Consider the following 15911-nt stretch of genomic DNA (forward strand, 5'->3'; position numbering starts at 1 on the left):
TTCCCTGGCAGCCTGGTGTCATGAACGACACTCCCGGGCGGCTGCTCACTCTGCTCTCCCTGCTCCAGACCCCGCGCGAGTGGCCGGGCAGCGAGCTGGCCGAGCGGCTGCGCGTGAGCGCCCGGACCATCCGGCGGGACATCGAGCGGCTGCGGGAGCTGGGGTACCCGGTGGAGGCCACGCTGGGGTCGGAGGGCGGGTACCGGCTGGTGGCGGGCGCGGCGATGCCGCCGCTGCTGCTGGACGACGAGGAGGCGGTGGCGATCGCGGTGGGGCTGCGGGCGGGCGCCGGGCACGCCATCGAAGGGGTGGACGAGGCGTCCGTACGGGCCCTCGCGAAGCTGGAGCAGGTGCTGCCGGCCCGGCTGCGGCGCCGGGTGGGCGCGCTGCAGTCGGCCACGGTGGCGGTGACCCGCGGCGACGGCGCGAGCGTGGATCCGCGGACCCTGACGACGATGGCGGCGGCGGTGGCGGGGCCGGAGCGGCTCCGGTTCGCCTACCGGGCGCGCGACGGGGTGGAGTCGCGGCGGCTGGTGGAGCCGTACCGGCTGGTGAGCACGGGGAGCCGCTGGTACCTCGTGGCGTACGACTTGGACCGGGAGGACTGGCGGACCTTCCGGGTGGACCGGGTCGGCGATCCGTTGGCGACGGGCGCCCGGTTCGCTCCGCGGGCGCTCCCGGTGGACGCGGCGGAGTTCGTGCGGCGGGGGCTGCGGGGGACGCAGACCTACGCGGTGGAGGTGGTCTTCGCGGCGCCGGCCGAGGCGCTGCCGGGCTGGCTGCGGGGGGACGGGGCGCCGGTGGCGGAGGGCTGCCGGGTGCGGTTCGAGAGCGGGGACGCGCCGGAATGGCTGGCGGCCCGGCTGGCCCTGACCGGATTCGACTTCACGGTGCACACCCCGCCGGCCCTCGCGGAAGCCGCGCGTGTGCTGGGCGCGCGGCTGGCGGGATCCAGCCCCGCCGGGGCGTGAGGCGGGGGCGCGGGGCCGGGCGCCAGTGCCTTCCGGCGGCGGGGAGGGGTTGCGGACAGCGGGGAGCCCCCGGCGCCTGGGGGGGATAGGCACCGGGGGCTCGTTCGGGGGGCTCCGTCTTCCGCGTGCCGCTCAGGCCACGGCGTCGAAGCCGGTGTCGCGCGCCATCCGCTTCAGCTCCAGCAGCGCGTGCTTCTCGATCTGCCGGATCCGCTCCCGGGTCAGGCCGTGCTGCTTGCCGACCTCGGTCAGCGTGCGCTCGCGTCCGTCCTCGATCCCGTACCGCATCTTGATGATCGACGCGGTGCGCTGGTCGAGCTTGCCGAGCAGGTCCTCCAGCTCCTCGCTGCGCAGCAGGGAGAGCACGGACTGTTCCGGGGAGGTCGCCGAGGTGTCCTCCAGCAGGTCCCCGAACTGGGTGTCGCCCTCGTCGTCGACGGACATGTTGAGGCTGACCGGGTCGCGCGCCCAGTCCAGTACGTCGCCGACGCGCTTCTCCGTCGAGTCCAGCTCGGCGGCGATCTCCGCGTGCTCCGGGTCGCGCCCGTTCTCCCGGTTGAACTCGCGCTGGATCCGGCGGATCCGGCCGAGCTCCTCGACCAGGTGGACGGGGAGGCGGATGGTGCGGGACTGGTCGGCGATGGAGCGGGTGATGGCCTGGCGGATCCACCACGTGGCGTACGTGGAGAACTTGAATCCCTTGGTGTAGTCGAACTTCTCGACCGCGCGGACCAGGCCGGCGTTGCCCTCCTGGATCAGGTCGAGCAGCGGGAGCCCGCTGCGCGGGTAGCGGCGGGCGACGGCCACGACCAGGCGGAGGTTGGAGCGGATGAAGACTTCCTTGGCGCGCTCTCCCTCGGCCGCCAGGGCTTCCAGTTCCTCGCGCGCCGGGGTCTCCCCGGAGCGCTCTATCGCACCGTCGAGGATCTGCCGGGCGTAGATGCCCGCCTCGATGATCTGCGACAGCTCCACTTCCTTGGCCGCGTCGAGCAGGGGGGTGCGCGCGATCTCGTCCAGGTACATGCCGACCAGGTCGCGGTCGGCGATCTCGCCGCCCGCGGCGCGGGCACTGCCCGTGGACTGACTGCGGGCGACGGCGCGGGTTGCCATGCGTGCTCCCTTGCGATGCGATGGATTTCGGTCGCGGTGTGGCTGCCGGACGCCTCGGCTGCGAGAGGTGCGGCGCCGTCGACGCGTCCTTCGGACACTCTCCCGAGTGCCCGCTTCCGAAGGAAACAACGACTGGAATCAGGACAGAATTCCCACGAGGTCCCCTCATTTTCCGGATCTTGCAGTATCCTGCCCCGCCTCCCCCGGCCACGGGGGGCGCGGGGCGGTGCCGCAAGAGCCGGTAGAGGTGCAGGTCAGGGCCGGTGCCGAAGCCGGCCCGGCGGCTTCCGCGGACATCTGCGGAGACCAGCGGCGGCTGCGCTCGTGAGACGCCCGTCACTCCGGCACACCGCCGCCTCGGCTGCACTTCCTACCGCTAGGACGGCTGCCACCGGCTCCTGGTTGCCTGGACTGATGAGCGAATGACCGGATACGCGACAACCGGCGCGTTCCGCCCGAACCCGGCTAGCCGAACTGGAGGGAGCGCTTGGACAGGCCCATCCAGAAGCCGTCCACCGGGGTGGCCGGGCCGGCGAGGTCGCCGGCGGCCTCGGCGGCGCCCAGGGTGACGAAGAGCGGCGCGAAGTGCTCCGTACGGGGGTGGGCCAGGCGGCCGGCCGGGGACTTGGCCTCGAAGTCGAGCAGGGTGTCCACGTCGGCGGCGGCCAGCGCCTCGCGGCCCCACGCGTCGAACTCCGTCGACCAGCCGGGCACGCCCCCGTGGCGGAGCGCGGCCAGGTTGTGCGTGAAGAAGCCGCTGCCCACGATCAGGACGCCCTCGTCCCGCAGCGGGGCGAGGGTGCGGCCGATCTCCATGAGCCGGACCGGGTCGAGCGTGGGCATGGATATCTGGAGCACCGGGACGTCGGCCTCGGGGAACATCTCCACGAGCGGGACGTAGGCCCCGTGGTCGAGCCCGCGGTCCGGGATGTCCTGGACCGGGGTGCCGGGCGCCCGCAGCAGTTTGCGTACGGAGGCGGCCAGCTCCGGAGCGCCCGGGGCGTCGTAGCGGACCCGGTAGTAGTGCTCGGGGAAGCCCCAGAAGTCGTACACGAGCGGGGCCCGCTCAGTGGCTCCGAGGGCCAGCGGGGCCTCTTCCCAGTGGGCGGAGACCATCAGGATCGCCCGGGGGCGCGGCAGACCGGCCGACCAGGCGGCCAGTTCGCCCGGCCAGACCGGGTCGTCGGCCAGCGGCGGGGCGCCGTGGCTGAGGTACAGCGCGGGCATGCGGCCCGTTCCGGGGGTGGTGTTCGAAGGCACAGCGCGCTCCTCGTGGCCGGTCGCGGGGGTTCCCGTACGAGGTCCCCTGAAAAGACTAACCCCGCTTCGTTCAAATTTGAACGAAGCGGGGTCGTCAGTCATTCCCGCACGGTGAGCGGGGCCCGGGGCGCACCGGGCCGGTCAGTGGGCCATCACGGGGAGCTGCACCTCGTCCGCGGTGCCGGCACCCTGGGCCACCGGACCGGACGAGCCGGGACGGCCGGTGTTGATCAGGGTGAACGCGATGAGCGAGCTGGTCACCAGGATGCCGACGGCCCACCAGATGGCGGAGGAGTAGCCCTCCACCATGGCCTGCGCCTGGACCAGCTTCGCCGCCGCACCGCCGGCGGCGGCCTGCGCCGCGTGGTCGGTCAGGTACGCGGTCGTCGCCGAGGCGGCGATGGTGTTGAGCAGTGCTGTGCCGATGGCGCCGCCCACCTGCTGCGAGGTGTTCACCATGGCGGAGGCGACACCGGCGTCGGCCGGGTTCACCCCGTGCGTGGCCAGGGACATCGCCGGCATGAACGCCGAACCCATGCCGAGGCCCAGCAGCAGCTGCGCCGGGAGGATCAGCGCCGGGTACGAGGAGCCGGTCTCCAGCTGCGTGAGCAGCAGCATGCCGGTGGCCGCGAGCAGGAAGCCGGGGCCCATCAGCAGCCGCGGCGGGACGCGGGTCATCAGGCGGGCACCGATCTGGGCGGAGCCCGTGATCATGCCCGCGATCATCGGCAGGAAGGCGAAACCGGTCTTGACCGGCGAGAAGCCCTTCACGACCTGGAGGTAGTAGGTGAGGAAGAGGAACAGGCCGAACATCGCGATGACGGCCAGACCGAGGGAGAGGTAGACGCCGCCGCGGTTGCGGTCCAGCAGGACGCGCATCGGCAGCAGCGGGGACTTCGCCTTGAGCTCGAGGACGACGAAGCCGGTGAGCAGCACCGCGGAGGAGACGAACATGGCCACGGTGAGGGCGTCCGACCAGCCCGCGGACTCGGCGCGGGTGAAGCCGTAGACCAGCGCGACCAGACCCAGCGTCGACAGGACCACACCGGGGACGTCGAGCCTGGCGCGGTTGCGGCCGCCGGCGGGTTCGCGGATGACCAGCCAGGCACCCGCGGCCGCGATGATCGCGAAGGGGATGTTGACGAAGAACGTCCAGCGCCAGTTGAGGTACTCGGTGAGGAAGCCGCCGAGGATCAGGCCGACGGCGCCGCCGCCGCCCGCGATCGCACCGTAGATGCCGAAGGCCTTGGCCCGCTCCTTGGCGTCGGTGAACATGACCGCCAGCAGGGACAGCGCGGCGGGCGCCAGCAGCGCACCGAAGGCGCCCTGGAGGGCGCGGGCGCCCAGCATCATGGCCTCGCTGGTGGCGGCGCCGCCGAGCGCGGAGGCCAGGGCGAAGCCGGTGAGGCCGGTGATGAAGGTCTTCTTGCGGCCCCACTTGTCGGCGATGCGGCCGCCGAAGAGGAGCAGGCCGCCGAACGCCAGCGCGTAGGCGGTGATGACCCACTGGCGGTTGCCGTCGGAGATGCCGAGGTCGGTCTGGGCGGACGGGAGGGCGATGTTCACGATGGTCGCGTCGAGGACGACCATCAGCTGGGCCAGGGCTATGAAGACGAGGGCCTTCCAGCGACTGGGGTCCGCAGCCGACAGGGGTGTCGCGGCTGTTCTGGACATGGGGATACCCACTTCACTGTGCGGAATGACGGAACTGCTACTGAAAGTCGGAAAAGGGCGCTCGGCAGGGCGCGTTGGCGTCGTCGGCGCGGTGACCGGGGCCCGGGGCGTCACATGGCGGTCCGCCTCAGGTCCTCCAGGGTGGCCGCGGCGCCCGGCAGCTCGGAGCGGGCCGGAGTGCGCAGCCCGTCCAGGAACACCTGGAGGTGACGGTGGACGAAGCGGTCCGCGTCCGGGCAGCCGGTGCCCGGGAGGGGGCGGCCGAGCTGCGAGAGGGCGATCATCAGGTCGCCGACGCCGATGTCGGCCCGGACGAGCCCGCGGTCCTGGCCGGCGGCCAGCAGGTTCTCGATGGCTTCCGCCAGCGCGCGGCGGGCCGCGAGGAGTTCGGGATGGTCGTGGTCGAAGTCCGCGGACAGCATCGGGCACAGGGCGCCGAACCGCTCGTCCGCGGCCGCGTGCGTGAACCGGCACAGCGCGGCGAAGGCGTCGGGCTCCTGGGCGAGGGACTCCTCGGCGTGCAGGACGACCCGGTCCATGACGTACAGCACGACGTGGTGGACCAGCGTGGCCCGGTCGGGGAAGTGCCGGTAGAGCGTGGCGTTGCCGACGCCCGCCCTGCGGGCGACCTCGTCGAAGGGGGTGGCGGAGCCGGACTCCACGAAGAGCTCGCGGGCCGCCGCCAGGATCCGTTCCCGGTTGCGGACGGCGTCGGCGCGCGGGCGCGGCAGTCGCCCGGAACCGTCGGAGGCGCCGGAGCCGGGGCGCGCCGGGCGCGGCGCCGGGTCCGCGAGGTCCACCGACGCGCGGGGGGCGGTCGGGGCCGCCGTGGCGGTGGTGGGGCGCTTCATTCCGGGCCTCCTCGGGCTGGACTCGTACGGCGTGGCCGGCGTCATCCACGCGCTCGGCCCGCTCCCCAAATGGGGAAGCCGTCCCCGTTTCGCGGGACCTCCGTTCAAACGGGGATGGACTCCCCGGTTATTTCACTCGCACGTGTGAGCCGGGTCACGCCGCCGACGCCGCCCGCTCCCGTTTGGCCGCTCCCGGCGCGCGGGCGCGCCGCAGCCGTCGGAGGGTGAGCGCACAGAGCAGTCCGGGCCCGGCCGGCTGCCGCGGCCCGAAGGCGAGCTCCATGACACAGACCCGCCACCGGATACGCAGTCCACGCCGCACCTGCGCGTACGTAGGCATAGCCGCGCTGGCCATCGGCGTCACGGCGACCGCCAGCACCGGGATATCCAGCCGCACCCACTCGGCCGCCGGCCCCGTGGCCACGAGCGTCGACTCGGCGCTCGCGCCCTGCCGGATCACGAGCACGATGGGCGTCCAGATGTCCGAGGGACTCCCCACGCCGCCCGGGTACGCGCGCTCGACCGGCGAGGTCCGGGCCCTGAACCTGATGATCGACTTCCCCGACGCCAAGGGCGAGGGCTCGGCGATGGACCGGCTGGCGGAGTTCTTCCCCCAGACCTCGAACTGGTTCCGCACCAGCTCGTACGGACGACTCACCTACCGGGCCGAGGCGCCGATCCGGAACTGGCTGAGGATGCCGATGCCGTTCGCGGCGTACGGCATCGGGCGCGGGTCCGCGTACGAACCCGGCTACCGGCAGCTGGTCGAGCACATCGCGCAGGCCGCCGACTCCGAGGTGGACTTCAGCCGGTACGACCTGATCAACGTCCTGGTCACGCCGAACGCCGGGCCGTCGGCCCTGGACACCGTCCTGTCGGTGACGTTCTCCGGCAACGGCGAGGCGCCGATGGCCGACGGGGTACCGCTGGCGAACACGTCCTTCGTCTACAGCCGCCAGGACGACGGCTCGGGCTCCTACCGCGAGACCGGCTACCGGGTGCTCCCGCACGAGAACGGCCACGTTTTCGGGCTGCCGGACCTGTACACCCCGGACGGGGGCGGCGCGGTCGGGCACTGGGACATCATGAGCGAGGACTGGGGCGCCAACAACGACCTGCTGGGCTGGCACAAGTGGAAGCTGGGCTGGCTGGACAGCAACCAGATCGGCTGCGCGTCGAAGTCCGGGGTCACGGAGCAGGTGCTGACGCCGCTGGCGGTGGAGGGCGGCCTGAAACTGGCCTTCGTACCGATGACGGAGAACAGCGGGTACGCGGTGGAGGTGCGCACGCAGGCCGGCAACGACGAATCCGTGTGCAAGCCCGGCGTGCTGATCTACAAGGTGGACTCGCAGGTGGACACCGGGCGCGGACCGGTGACGGTCTCCGACAGCGTGAGCGGCAGCGGGGGCTGCACGCGGCGGCCGAACGTCCACGCGGAGCTCTCGGACGCGCCGTTCCGGCCGGGCGAGACCTTCACCGACCAGAAGGCGGCCATCAGCATCGCGGTGGTGGGCGAACTCCCCGACGGCAGCTTCAAGGTCCGCGTCACCCGCCCCTGACGCCGCTCACCCCGCCGGGTCGGTCCGCGGCGGCTGGTTGACGGTGATGGCGCCGAAGTCCCGGCCCTGGAAGACCTGTCCGTGGAACGTGCCGCCGCTGACCGTGTTGTGCGTGGCGGCCGGCGAGGCCCCCTCGCGCCAGCCCGGGTTCACTTCGTCCAGCAGCTCGGCCAGTTCCCGCGCCGCCGCCTCGTCCCGCTGGAGCACCTCCCGCAGCCGCTCCCGCCAGCCGTCCTCCACGCGGGCGGCGGCCGCTTCGTCGGCGTCGGCGCGGGCCATCAGCAACTCGGCTCGGGACGCCCGTAGTTCGCGTGCCGCGTCCGCCTCGTCCGGGGCCCCGTCGGCGCCCTCGCCGCGGCCGAGCAGCCGCGCGAAACGGCCGCTCGCGTAGGCCCACGCGTCGGAAGCCATCAGGCCGACCACCGTCGTCGCGCCCGCCGTCACCAGTGCCCCCACGTCCATGCGGCAACGCTAGCCGTAGGCTGACGGCGGCGCGGGCGGTTCGGGAAAGCGGGTGGTGGCGGTGCGGACGCGACGCGGGCTGCCGGCCCGCCGGTGGCTCACGGTGGCCGCCGAACGCACGGTCCTCGGCGTCGTCCACAACGTCACCGCGGGGACCCGGCTCCTCGACCTGCTCACCGTCTTCGCGGGGGACCCGCGGATCCGCACCGTGTTCACCTGCCCCGGGTCCTCCGCGTTCGAGGACGGGATGGCGGAATTCATCAGCGACCGGGGGCTTTTCCTCATTCCCTGGGAGCAGGCCCTGGCCGAGCGCTTCGACCTCGCCGTGAGCGCGAGCAGAGGGGGAAACCTGGCGGATATTTCCGCTCCTCTCATCGGCACGCCGCACGGCGCTGGCTATAATAAAAAGCTCAGCAAGAATCCGGAATCCGGAATCCGGAATCCGGCATCCGGGGACGGGGCGCGGGGCGGGGCGGCGGCTTTCGGCCTGTCTCCCGAATGGCTGCTGCACGACGGCTCGGTGGTCCCTTCCGCCATCGCCCTCTCGCACGAGGAACAGCTGGCCCGGCTGCGCCGGGACTGCCCCGAGGCGGTTCCGTACGCCCATGTGCTCGGCGACCCGTCCGCGGACCAGCTGGAGGTGTCCGCGCCCTTCCGCACGGAATACCGCACCGCTCTCGGAATCCGGCCGGAACAGAAATTGCTGCTGCTCACCTCCACCTGGGGCGACCGCTCCCTCCTCGGTGCCGCTTTCGACACGGTGCGCCGGGCGCTCGCGGAATTGCCGTGCGACGAATTCCGGGTACTGGCCGCCGTCCATCCCAATGCCTGGTACGTACACGGCGGCTGGCAGATCCGGAACTGGCTGGAGCCCTGCCTGCGCTCCGGGCTGCTGCTGCCGCCGCCCGCCGGGGACACCTGGAAGGCCGCGATCTGCGCCGCCGACGCCTTCATCGGGGACCACGGCTCGCTCTCGCTCTACGCCGCCGCCCGCGGCCTGCCCGGCCTGCTCGCCGCCTTCGACGCAGCCACCGTCGCGCCCGGCTCGCCCATGTCCTGGCTGGGCGGCCGGCTGCCCCGGCTGGAGCCCGGCATCCCGTTGCGGACCCAGTTGGAGGCGGCCGTCGCGCTCCCCTCGGCCGCGGCTCGGATCACCTCCCGCCCCGGCCGGTCGCAGGCCCTGCTGCGGGCCCTGTGCTACCGCCACCTCCGGCTGCCCGAGCCGCCTTCGGCGTGCGTCCCGCGCCCGGTCGCGGTGCCGGAGCCGGTGGCCCCGGGCGGCCGCGCCCCCTTCGCCCCGGCGCTGTACGTCGACGCCTGCGTCGCCGGCCGGGAGGTGACCGTACGCCGCTACCCGGCCGAGCCACAGGGCCCGGCGACCGGGCACCTCGGCGCCGACCCGCACGTGGTGGCCGACGCCGCCGAGCCGGACCTCCTGCGGCGCGGGCTCGCCGACGTCTTGGTGGCGCGGGCCGGGGCGGATCCGGCGGGGCTGTTCGCCCGGTACCCCGGGTGCGTACTGGTGGCCGGGCCGCAGCGGCTCCGGCTGCGCGACGGGCGGGAGTTCGCCGTGCCGCCCGGGGCGGACCCGGCGCTGGCCGCCTCCGCGCTGCTGGCCCTGCTCGCGGCGAACGCGGACCCGCGGGGCGAGGTCACCTTGCGGGTCGGGGGCGCCGCCTCAGCCCTGCGGTTCGCCCTGCTCGGGGACGCCGGTGTCGCGGGCTAGCCTGAGCCGGGGCTCCTCCGCGCGGACGCTGCCGAGTGCCCCGTACAGGGCGAGGGCCGCGCGCCAGTCGGCCCGGGCGGCCTCCGGGTCGCCGAGCGCCGCGCGCAGGTCGCCCCGTACCAGAACGGCGTCCGCCCGGTTGACCGTCGGCTCCGTGAACACCTCCAGCGCCTGGCGCAGCGGCTCGGCGGCCTCACCCGGCCGGTCCGCGGCGAGCAGGGCCATCGCGAGGCGCAGCCGGGCCTTGGCGGCGTTGGCGTGGTCCGGCGGGACGAGCCCCAGGAACTGCCGCAGCGCCTCGCGCAGCAGGGCGTCGGCTTCCGCGGGGCGCCCGGCGAGCAGCGCCGCGGTGCCCCGGTGGAGCTCCAGCAGGGCGCGTCCGCGCGGGTGTTGCAGATCGCCCAGGGCCGCGAGGGCCTGGCCGTAGTACTCGACGGCCGTGTCCGGGTCGCCACTGCGGGCGGCGATCAGGCCGAGCCCTTCCAGGGCCGAGGACTCGGTCCGGGGGTGCCCGCCGGGCCGGGCCCGGCGGGCGCTCTCACGGGCCTTGCCGTACTGCTCGCGGGCCTCCTCCAGGTCCTGGGCGGAGCCCCGGGCGGCGAGCGCGAAGCCCAGCTCGAAGTGCATGCGGGCGAGGAGCACGCCGTCGCCGAGCTGCCCGGCCGCCTCGACCGCCGGGCGGACGATGTCGATCCACAGGCTGTGGTGGCCCCGCTCGAAGAACAGGGCGTGGACGGATTCGGCGAGTTGGCAAAGGCCGGCCGGGTCGGCGGTCCGGCAGAGCCGGGCGATCGCGACGAGGTTGTTCCGCTCGGGCTCCAGCGCCTCGACGGCCTGCGCCTTGCCGCCCGGGAACTCCTGCTTGAGCTCTTCGGCCCGCTCGAACACGGCCGCGTGGCGCCAGCGGCCGGACAGGACGCACTCGGCGGCCGCCGCGCGCCGCAGGTACCAGCCGATGACCCCGGCCCGTTCGTCCGGGCCGGCGCCGTCGTACGTGCCGTCGTACGTGCCGCCGTGCCGGGCCGCCCACCCGTGCAGGGCCGCGTTGATCCGCGACCGGTGCGGCGCGGCCCGCTCCAGCAGCCCGGCCGCGTACAGGCCGGCCCGGCCGCCGGGGGCGAGGTCGTCGAGCAGCGCGTCGGCGAACTCCGGGCCGGGATGCGCTCCTACGATGCGCAGGGCGCGCCGGGCCGCGGGGTCGAGCGCGTCGTACGTCTGGCCGAGGGACACTCCGATCACCTCCAGCACCGACTCGTGCCCGGCGAGGCGCGCCGCCAGTCCCTCGACCCCGTCGAGCAGCGGGTCGGCCGCCTGCGCGGCGGCGATCCGCACGACGAGCGGCAGCCCGGCCGAGGCCCGGATCACCGCGTCGAACGCCTCCCCGCCAACCGGTACGTCCTCCCCCGCGACCAGCCGGAACAGCTCGGCGCACGCCGCCTCGCCCAGCTCCCCGACCCCGAGCCGGACCGGCAGCCGGGACCGGTCGATGGTCCCGAGGCGGAACCGGCTGGTCAGCACCACCATGCTCGCGGGATGGCCGGGCAGCAGCTGCGCCACCTGGGCCGCGCGGGCCACCCCGTCGAGCACGACGAGGGAGGGCTCGGCGGCGGTCAGTCCCCGGAACCGGGCGCCCAACGCCGCTTCCGTACCGGGGAGTTCCGCCCTGGGCACGCCGGTCATCCCGATGAAGGACTCCAGTACGGCGGCCGGCGAGGCGACCTCGCCGGCGCCGTGGGGGCTCAGGTCGGCGTAGAACGTCCCGCCGGAGAACTCCCCTTGGCGCTGCCGGGCCCAGTGCAGCACCAGCCCGCTCTTGCCCACCCACGGGGTCCCGTGCAACAGCACGAGCAGCGGCGTCCCGCGCCCGTCCCGCCCGGCGAGCAGCTCGTCCAGCCGGTCGCGCAGCGGCTCCCGGTCCACGAACCCGTCGGGCCCGTACGGCAGCATCCGCGGTACGAGCGGCGCCCGCGGCACGGTCTCCCCGAAGTCGGCCACCCCCACGTCGCGGCCCATGATGACCGGCCCGTAGAAGTTCCCGCCGTAAATCCTGTTCCCCGCCTCCACGCCCCCACCTTCCCACCCCGCCCGGGGCCCCGCCCCGCATTCCCCGACATCGCCCCCACCGCGACCCCCCGCAGCCCGGCGCGGCAGCCGGCAGGACATCGCAGATGCGGATCAAGCGCCACCCGCTACACTGACCGCGGTGGCCGCCCTCACGGGCGGGATCACCGCGCGCTCCCGCCTTCGTAGCTCAGGGGATAGAGCACGGCTCTCCTAAAGCCGGTGTCGCAGGTTCGAATCCTGCCGAGGGCACGTTGACGCGAAGGAGGCCCCCCGCCGGTGACGGCGGGGGGCCTCCTCGGGTTTGCGGGGGCCGGGGCAGCCGATGGGGGTCAGCTCAGGCCTTTGGTGCGTTCGCCGATGCGGTCGCCCTGGGGGGCGCCGGAACGCTTGAGGGCCGCCTTCGTGTGCGCTCCGCCCTTGACCTTGCTGGGGACCGGACCTTCGAAGCCGTGACCCGGCGTGCGGGGCAGGCGGGTCTGGTCCGCGGCCTTCGTGATCGCCGCCCGGACGTCCTGCTTGTGCTGTCTGGTCATCCCGTCGTCACTCCCTCGGGAGGCACCCGATCGGTCTGCCGATCGGTCTAACGGGATCGTATGCAGGTATGGGGGGCGGCGCACGCCGATCAAGGGCCCTGGAGGAGTTCCTGCGGGCACGGCGTGCCCCTGGGCAGCTGGTACTTGGCCGCCACCCGGTACTGCCCGGGCGCCGGGGCCAGCAGCTCCGTCCAGCTGTCCCCGTCGGCGTCCAGGGGGGCCTTGAACAGGCAGCCTGCCGCGTTCGCGTACTGCTTGGGCGCCGTGGCCGCCGCCTTCGACGCGAAGGTCTCCTGCGGCGGCGGCACCGCCTTGCCCGCCGCGTCGACCAGCCCGAGCCAGGGCGAGTGCGGGATCCGCACCAGGACCCGGCCCGGCCGCCGCACCTCGATGACCAGCTGGTCGGCGCTCGCCCGCACCACCGTGGCGGGGCCCGCCACCAGGTCCGTCGGGGCGAGCACCCTGTACAGCTGCCAGTTCGCGTCGCCCCACACCTGCTGGAGGTACGGCAGCCCCTCCCGCACCAGCTTCGCCTCGTCCGCCCCGCCCGAGTCGGGTTTGTCGGCGGGCAGCACCACGTAGTGCACGGCCCAGCGCTCCAGCCAGGACCGGTAGCTGTCGGCGGTGAGGGTGTCGTCGTAGAAGAGCGGGTTGCGCTCCAGGTCGGCCTGCCGGTTCCAGCCGCGCGCGAGGTTCACGTACGACGGGAAGGCCGACGACTCCCGGTGACTGCTGGCCGGGACCACCTCCACCCGACCCCGGTCGGCGCCGGCCTTCTGGAGCTGGTCGACCAGCGGCGCCAGCTCCCGGTTCCAGGCGGCCAGCGGGGTGGTGCGGATGATGTCGGTGATGCTGTTCGCGGTGATCCAGGCCGTCAGCCCGGTGAAGGCGACGACCACCGCGTACCAGCGCCGCGAGCGCGGGACCGAGTGCGGGAGCGCCGCGAGCAGCACCGCCCCGCCGAACAGCATCACGAGACGGGTCACGTTCGACCCCACCTGGGAGTCGATCGCCCAGGTGAGGAACACGCCCACGGTGTACACGGCGGAGGCGATCCGGACCGTCTTCCACCGCTCGGGCACCAGGAACAGGATCGCCAGCCCGAACACGAACGGCAGCCAGGCCGAGCCCAGCTTCATCGGCTGCGTGCCCGAGAAGGGGAACAGCCACGCCGACAGCCCGACCACGGCCACCGGCGCCAGCCCCAGCGCGTACGCCCCCGGCCGCCGCCCGCCCAGGAACAGCGCCGCCGCGACCACCCCGAGGAAGAGGCCGGCCACCGGGCTGGACGCGGTGGCCAGCCCGGCGAGCGGCGCGGCGACGGCGGCCTTGGCCCAGCGCCGCTCGGCCCACTTGCGCGGCCAGCAGAAGACGGCCGCGACGGCGGCCAGTGCGAACATCGCGCCGAGCCCGAAGGTGACGCGGCCGGACAGGGCGTTGCACAGCAGCCCGTACACCCCGGCCAGGGCCGGCCACAGGGGACGCCGTACGGCGCCGCGGCACCGGGTCAGGATCAGCGCGAGCAGCCCGGCCGAGACGGTCCCGGCGACCATCATCGTGGTCCGGACGCCGAGCACGTGCATGAGGTACGGCGAGACCACGCTGTAGGAGACCGGGTGCATGCCCCCGTACCAGGCGAGGTTGTACGCGGTGTCGGGGTGGCGCCCGACGAACTCCGCCCACGCGTCCTGCGCGGCCAGGTCGCCGCCGCTGTTGGCGAAGCTGAAGAACCAGACGACGTGCAGGAGCGCGGCGAGGGCGGCGGCCACGGCCACCGGATGCCGGTGCGCCCAGCTCCCGCCGGCGTCCGCGCGGGGTCCGGTGTCGTCGGCGCGCTCCGGTCGCCTGTACTGCTCAGCGGTGGTCACTGCCGACGCTCTCTTCCGTCGCGTTCACGCGTGCGGGCCTTACGGCCTTCCGGCCCGTGCGGGCTGCCCGATTCACAGACGCGCTCAGGCGCCCCGGGGTTGTCCGGGGCGCCTGGGCGGGTCGTGGACCGTCGATCGTGGATCTCCCGGAGGGGATCAGCCGGAGGGATCAGCCGACGCGAGTCAGTTTGCTGCCGATGCCGGGCGCGACGAGGTCGCTCTGCAACGCCACCGGAACCTTCACCTGACTGGCGCCCTCACCAACGGTGAGCATCCCGACCTCGGTCCCCGCCTTCGCCGTCTCCGGCAGCTTGGCACCGCCGTCGCCCAGCTTCACGGTGACGGTGAGCGAGGGCCAGCCGACCGCCTGCACGTCGGCGGTGGCGACCACGGGGGTGTGACCGCCGAGCCCGTCGTCCACGTACCCGACGACATCGCCCTTCTTGACCACGGTCGCGTCCGTCAGCGCCTTCTGCGTGGCGATCATGACGTCCTTGCTCGCCGCGATCGCGGTACCGAGGATGGGGACGCCGTACTGGCCGAGCACCGCGCCGACGATCAGCTGGTTGGTCTTGCCGACCTTCTTCTCGGCGGCGAAGAGCAGGTTGCCGCCGGCCTTGGTGGTGGAGCCGGTCTTGATGCCGACGGCGCCGTTGTACGGGATCAGGTCGTTGTAGTTCCGCCAGGGCTTGCCGGAGGGATCGGTCCAGCTCGGGAGCTTGGTGATCGCGAGCAGCTCCGGCATCTCGACGACCTTGAGGCCGAGCTTGACCTGGTCCTCGGCGGTGCTGACGGTCGTCGGGTCGAGGCCCGACGGGTCGGTGTAGGTGGTGTTGGTCATGCCGAGTTCGCGGGCGGCGTCGTTCATCTTCTTGACGAACGCCTCCTGGTCACCGGCGGTGTCCCAGCGCGCGAGCAGCCGCGCGACGTTGTTGGCGGACGGGATCATGATCGCGGCGAGGGCGTCGTACTCGGAGATCTTGTCGCCCTCCTTCAGCGTGTTGACCGTGGACTCGCCCTCGGACTCCTTGCGACCGTCGTCGACCGCCGTCTTGTCGACGTCGATCATCGGGCCCTTCTCCTTGGGCTTCATGGGGTGGTTCTTGAGGATCACGTACGCCGTCATGGTCTTGGCGACGCTGCCGATCGCGATCGGCTTCTGCTCGCCGAAGGTGCCGACGGTGCCGAGGCCGGCGGCGGCCATGAAGCCCTGGCCCTCCTTCGGCCACGGGAGGGTGGGGGCGCCGCCGTCGAAGGTGTACGAGGACTTCGCGGTCAGGGCGAGGCGGGGCGCGGGCAGTGGGCGTACGAGCTGTACGACGGCCAGGACGACCGCGAGGAGCGCGACGATCGGGGCGTAGATCTTGACGCGCCGGAGCGCGGTGCGCAGGGGGGAGGGCGGCGGGGGCGGGTTGTTGGTGAGGTCCGCCAGCATGTCGAGCGGCGGCCTGGGGGGCAGCGGCTGCTGGGTGGTCCGCTCGGCGTCGGCGGAGGGCTTCGAGGCCGGCTGCCGGGCCGACTGCGGCGGCGCGGGGGGCCTGGGGCCGTTGCCGCCCAGCGGTACGAAGGTGCTGCCGCGGCCCTGCGGGGCGGCCGGCTTCTCCCCCGCCGCGGCGGAACCCGGCTTGCCCGGAGCCGCGGCACGCGGCGCCTCGGCCGGCTTCTTCTCCGGCGCGGCGGCGTCCGGCTTCACGGCACGGAAGACAGCGGTGCGCTCACTGTCGGCCGCGTCACCCTTGCCGGCAGCCCCGGAGGGCTTCTCCCCCGCCGCGGCGGAACCCGGCTTGCCCGGGGCCGCAGCGCCCGGCTTCACGGCACGGAAGACAGCAGTGG

Annotated in this window: 11 protein-coding genes, 1 tRNA gene and 1 pseudogene; 4 read left to right on the top strand and 9 right to left on the bottom strand. The window is 73.7% G+C overall.

What is annotated here, in order from left to right:
• Positions 1-20: 20 nt before the first annotated feature.
• Positions 21-971, top strand: a complete 951-nt coding sequence (locus ACWGH1_RS18475) for a helix-turn-helix transcriptional regulator (RefSeq protein WP_453353493.1) — start codon at positions 21-23, stop codon at positions 969-971.
• Between the two features lie 132 nt (positions 972-1103).
• On the opposite strand, the gene ACWGH1_RS18480 is transcribed toward ACWGH1_RS18475, so the two are convergent.
• The 4 genes from ACWGH1_RS18480 to ACWGH1_RS18495 all read right to left on the bottom strand — a co-directional run bounded on the left by ACWGH1_RS18480 (position 1104) and on the right by ACWGH1_RS18495 (position 5866).
• Positions 1104-2081: a sigma-70 family RNA polymerase sigma factor gene (locus tag ACWGH1_RS18480; protein ID WP_453353492.1), complete on the bottom strand. Its 978-nt coding sequence runs from the start codon at positions 2079-2081 to the stop codon at positions 1104-1106.
• Positions 2082-2546: 465 nt separating this feature from the next.
• The gene (locus ACWGH1_RS18485; RefSeq protein ID WP_453353495.1) at positions 2547-3308 is read right to left on the bottom strand and encodes a dioxygenase family protein; all 762 of its coding nucleotides are present in this window, start codon (positions 3306-3308) and stop codon (positions 2547-2549) included.
• A gap of 174 nt (positions 3309-3482) precedes the next feature.
• Complete coding sequence (locus tag ACWGH1_RS18490; protein WP_453353491.1) at positions 3483-5015, bottom strand: MFS transporter; 1533 nt, start codon at positions 5013-5015, stop codon at positions 3483-3485.
• Positions 5016-5125: 110 nt separating this feature from the next.
• Entirely contained in the window at positions 5126-5866 is a 741-nt protein-coding gene (locus ACWGH1_RS18495) for a TetR/AcrR family transcriptional regulator (protein WP_453353490.1), read from the bottom strand.
• A 281-nt stretch (positions 5867-6147) separates the two neighbouring features.
• Between ACWGH1_RS18495 and ACWGH1_RS18500 the strand changes: the two genes are divergently transcribed.
• Positions 6148-7425 (top strand): M6 family metalloprotease domain-containing protein, encoded by a 1278-nt coding sequence (locus ACWGH1_RS18500; RefSeq protein ID WP_453353489.1) that lies wholly within the window; start codon positions 6148-6150, stop codon positions 7423-7425.
• Positions 7426-7431: 6 nt separating this feature from the next.
• Here the strand turns inward: ACWGH1_RS18500 and ACWGH1_RS18505 are convergent, their stop codons facing one another.
• On the bottom strand, positions 7432-7887 hold the full coding sequence (locus ACWGH1_RS18505) for a hypothetical protein (protein WP_453353488.1): 456 nt from the start codon (positions 7885-7887) through the stop codon (positions 7432-7434).
• A 61-nt stretch (positions 7888-7948) separates the two neighbouring features.
• Here ACWGH1_RS18505 and ACWGH1_RS18510 point away from each other — a divergent pair, with 61 nt between their 5' ends.
• On the top strand, positions 7949-9613 hold the full coding sequence (locus tag ACWGH1_RS18510; protein ID WP_453353487.1) for a hypothetical protein: 1665 nt from the start codon (positions 7949-7951) through the stop codon (positions 9611-9613).
• On the opposite strand, the gene ACWGH1_RS18515 is transcribed toward ACWGH1_RS18510, so the two are convergent.
• Positions 9566-11677 (bottom strand): tetratricopeptide repeat protein, encoded by a 2112-nt coding sequence (locus ACWGH1_RS18515; RefSeq protein ID WP_453408831.1) that lies wholly within the window; start codon positions 11675-11677, stop codon positions 9566-9568. The genes ACWGH1_RS18510 and ACWGH1_RS18515 overlap by 48 nt on opposite strands.
• Positions 11678-11853: 176 nt before the next feature.
• Between ACWGH1_RS18515 and ACWGH1_RS18520 the strand changes: the two genes are divergently transcribed.
• Positions 11854-11926 (top strand) — tRNA-Arg (locus ACWGH1_RS18520).
• Positions 11927-12006: 80 nt separating this feature from the next.
• On the opposite strand, the gene ACWGH1_RS18525 is transcribed toward ACWGH1_RS18520, so the two are convergent.
• The 3 genes and pseudogenes from ACWGH1_RS18525 to ACWGH1_RS18535 all read right to left on the bottom strand — a co-directional run.
• Positions 12007-12210, bottom strand: a complete 204-nt coding sequence (locus tag ACWGH1_RS18525) for a hypothetical protein (protein WP_453357800.1) — start codon at positions 12208-12210, stop codon at positions 12007-12009.
• Between the two features lie 89 nt (positions 12211-12299).
• Complete coding sequence (locus ACWGH1_RS18530) at positions 12300-14078, bottom strand: MFS transporter (RefSeq protein ID WP_453408832.1); 1779 nt, start codon at positions 14076-14078, stop codon at positions 12300-12302.
• Between the two features lie 169 nt (positions 14079-14247).
• A pseudogene (locus ACWGH1_RS18535) lies at positions 14248-15911 on the bottom strand (hypothetical protein); the annotation flags it as partial.

It is taken from the genome of Streptomyces sp. NPDC054883 (genome assembly GCF_053610645.1).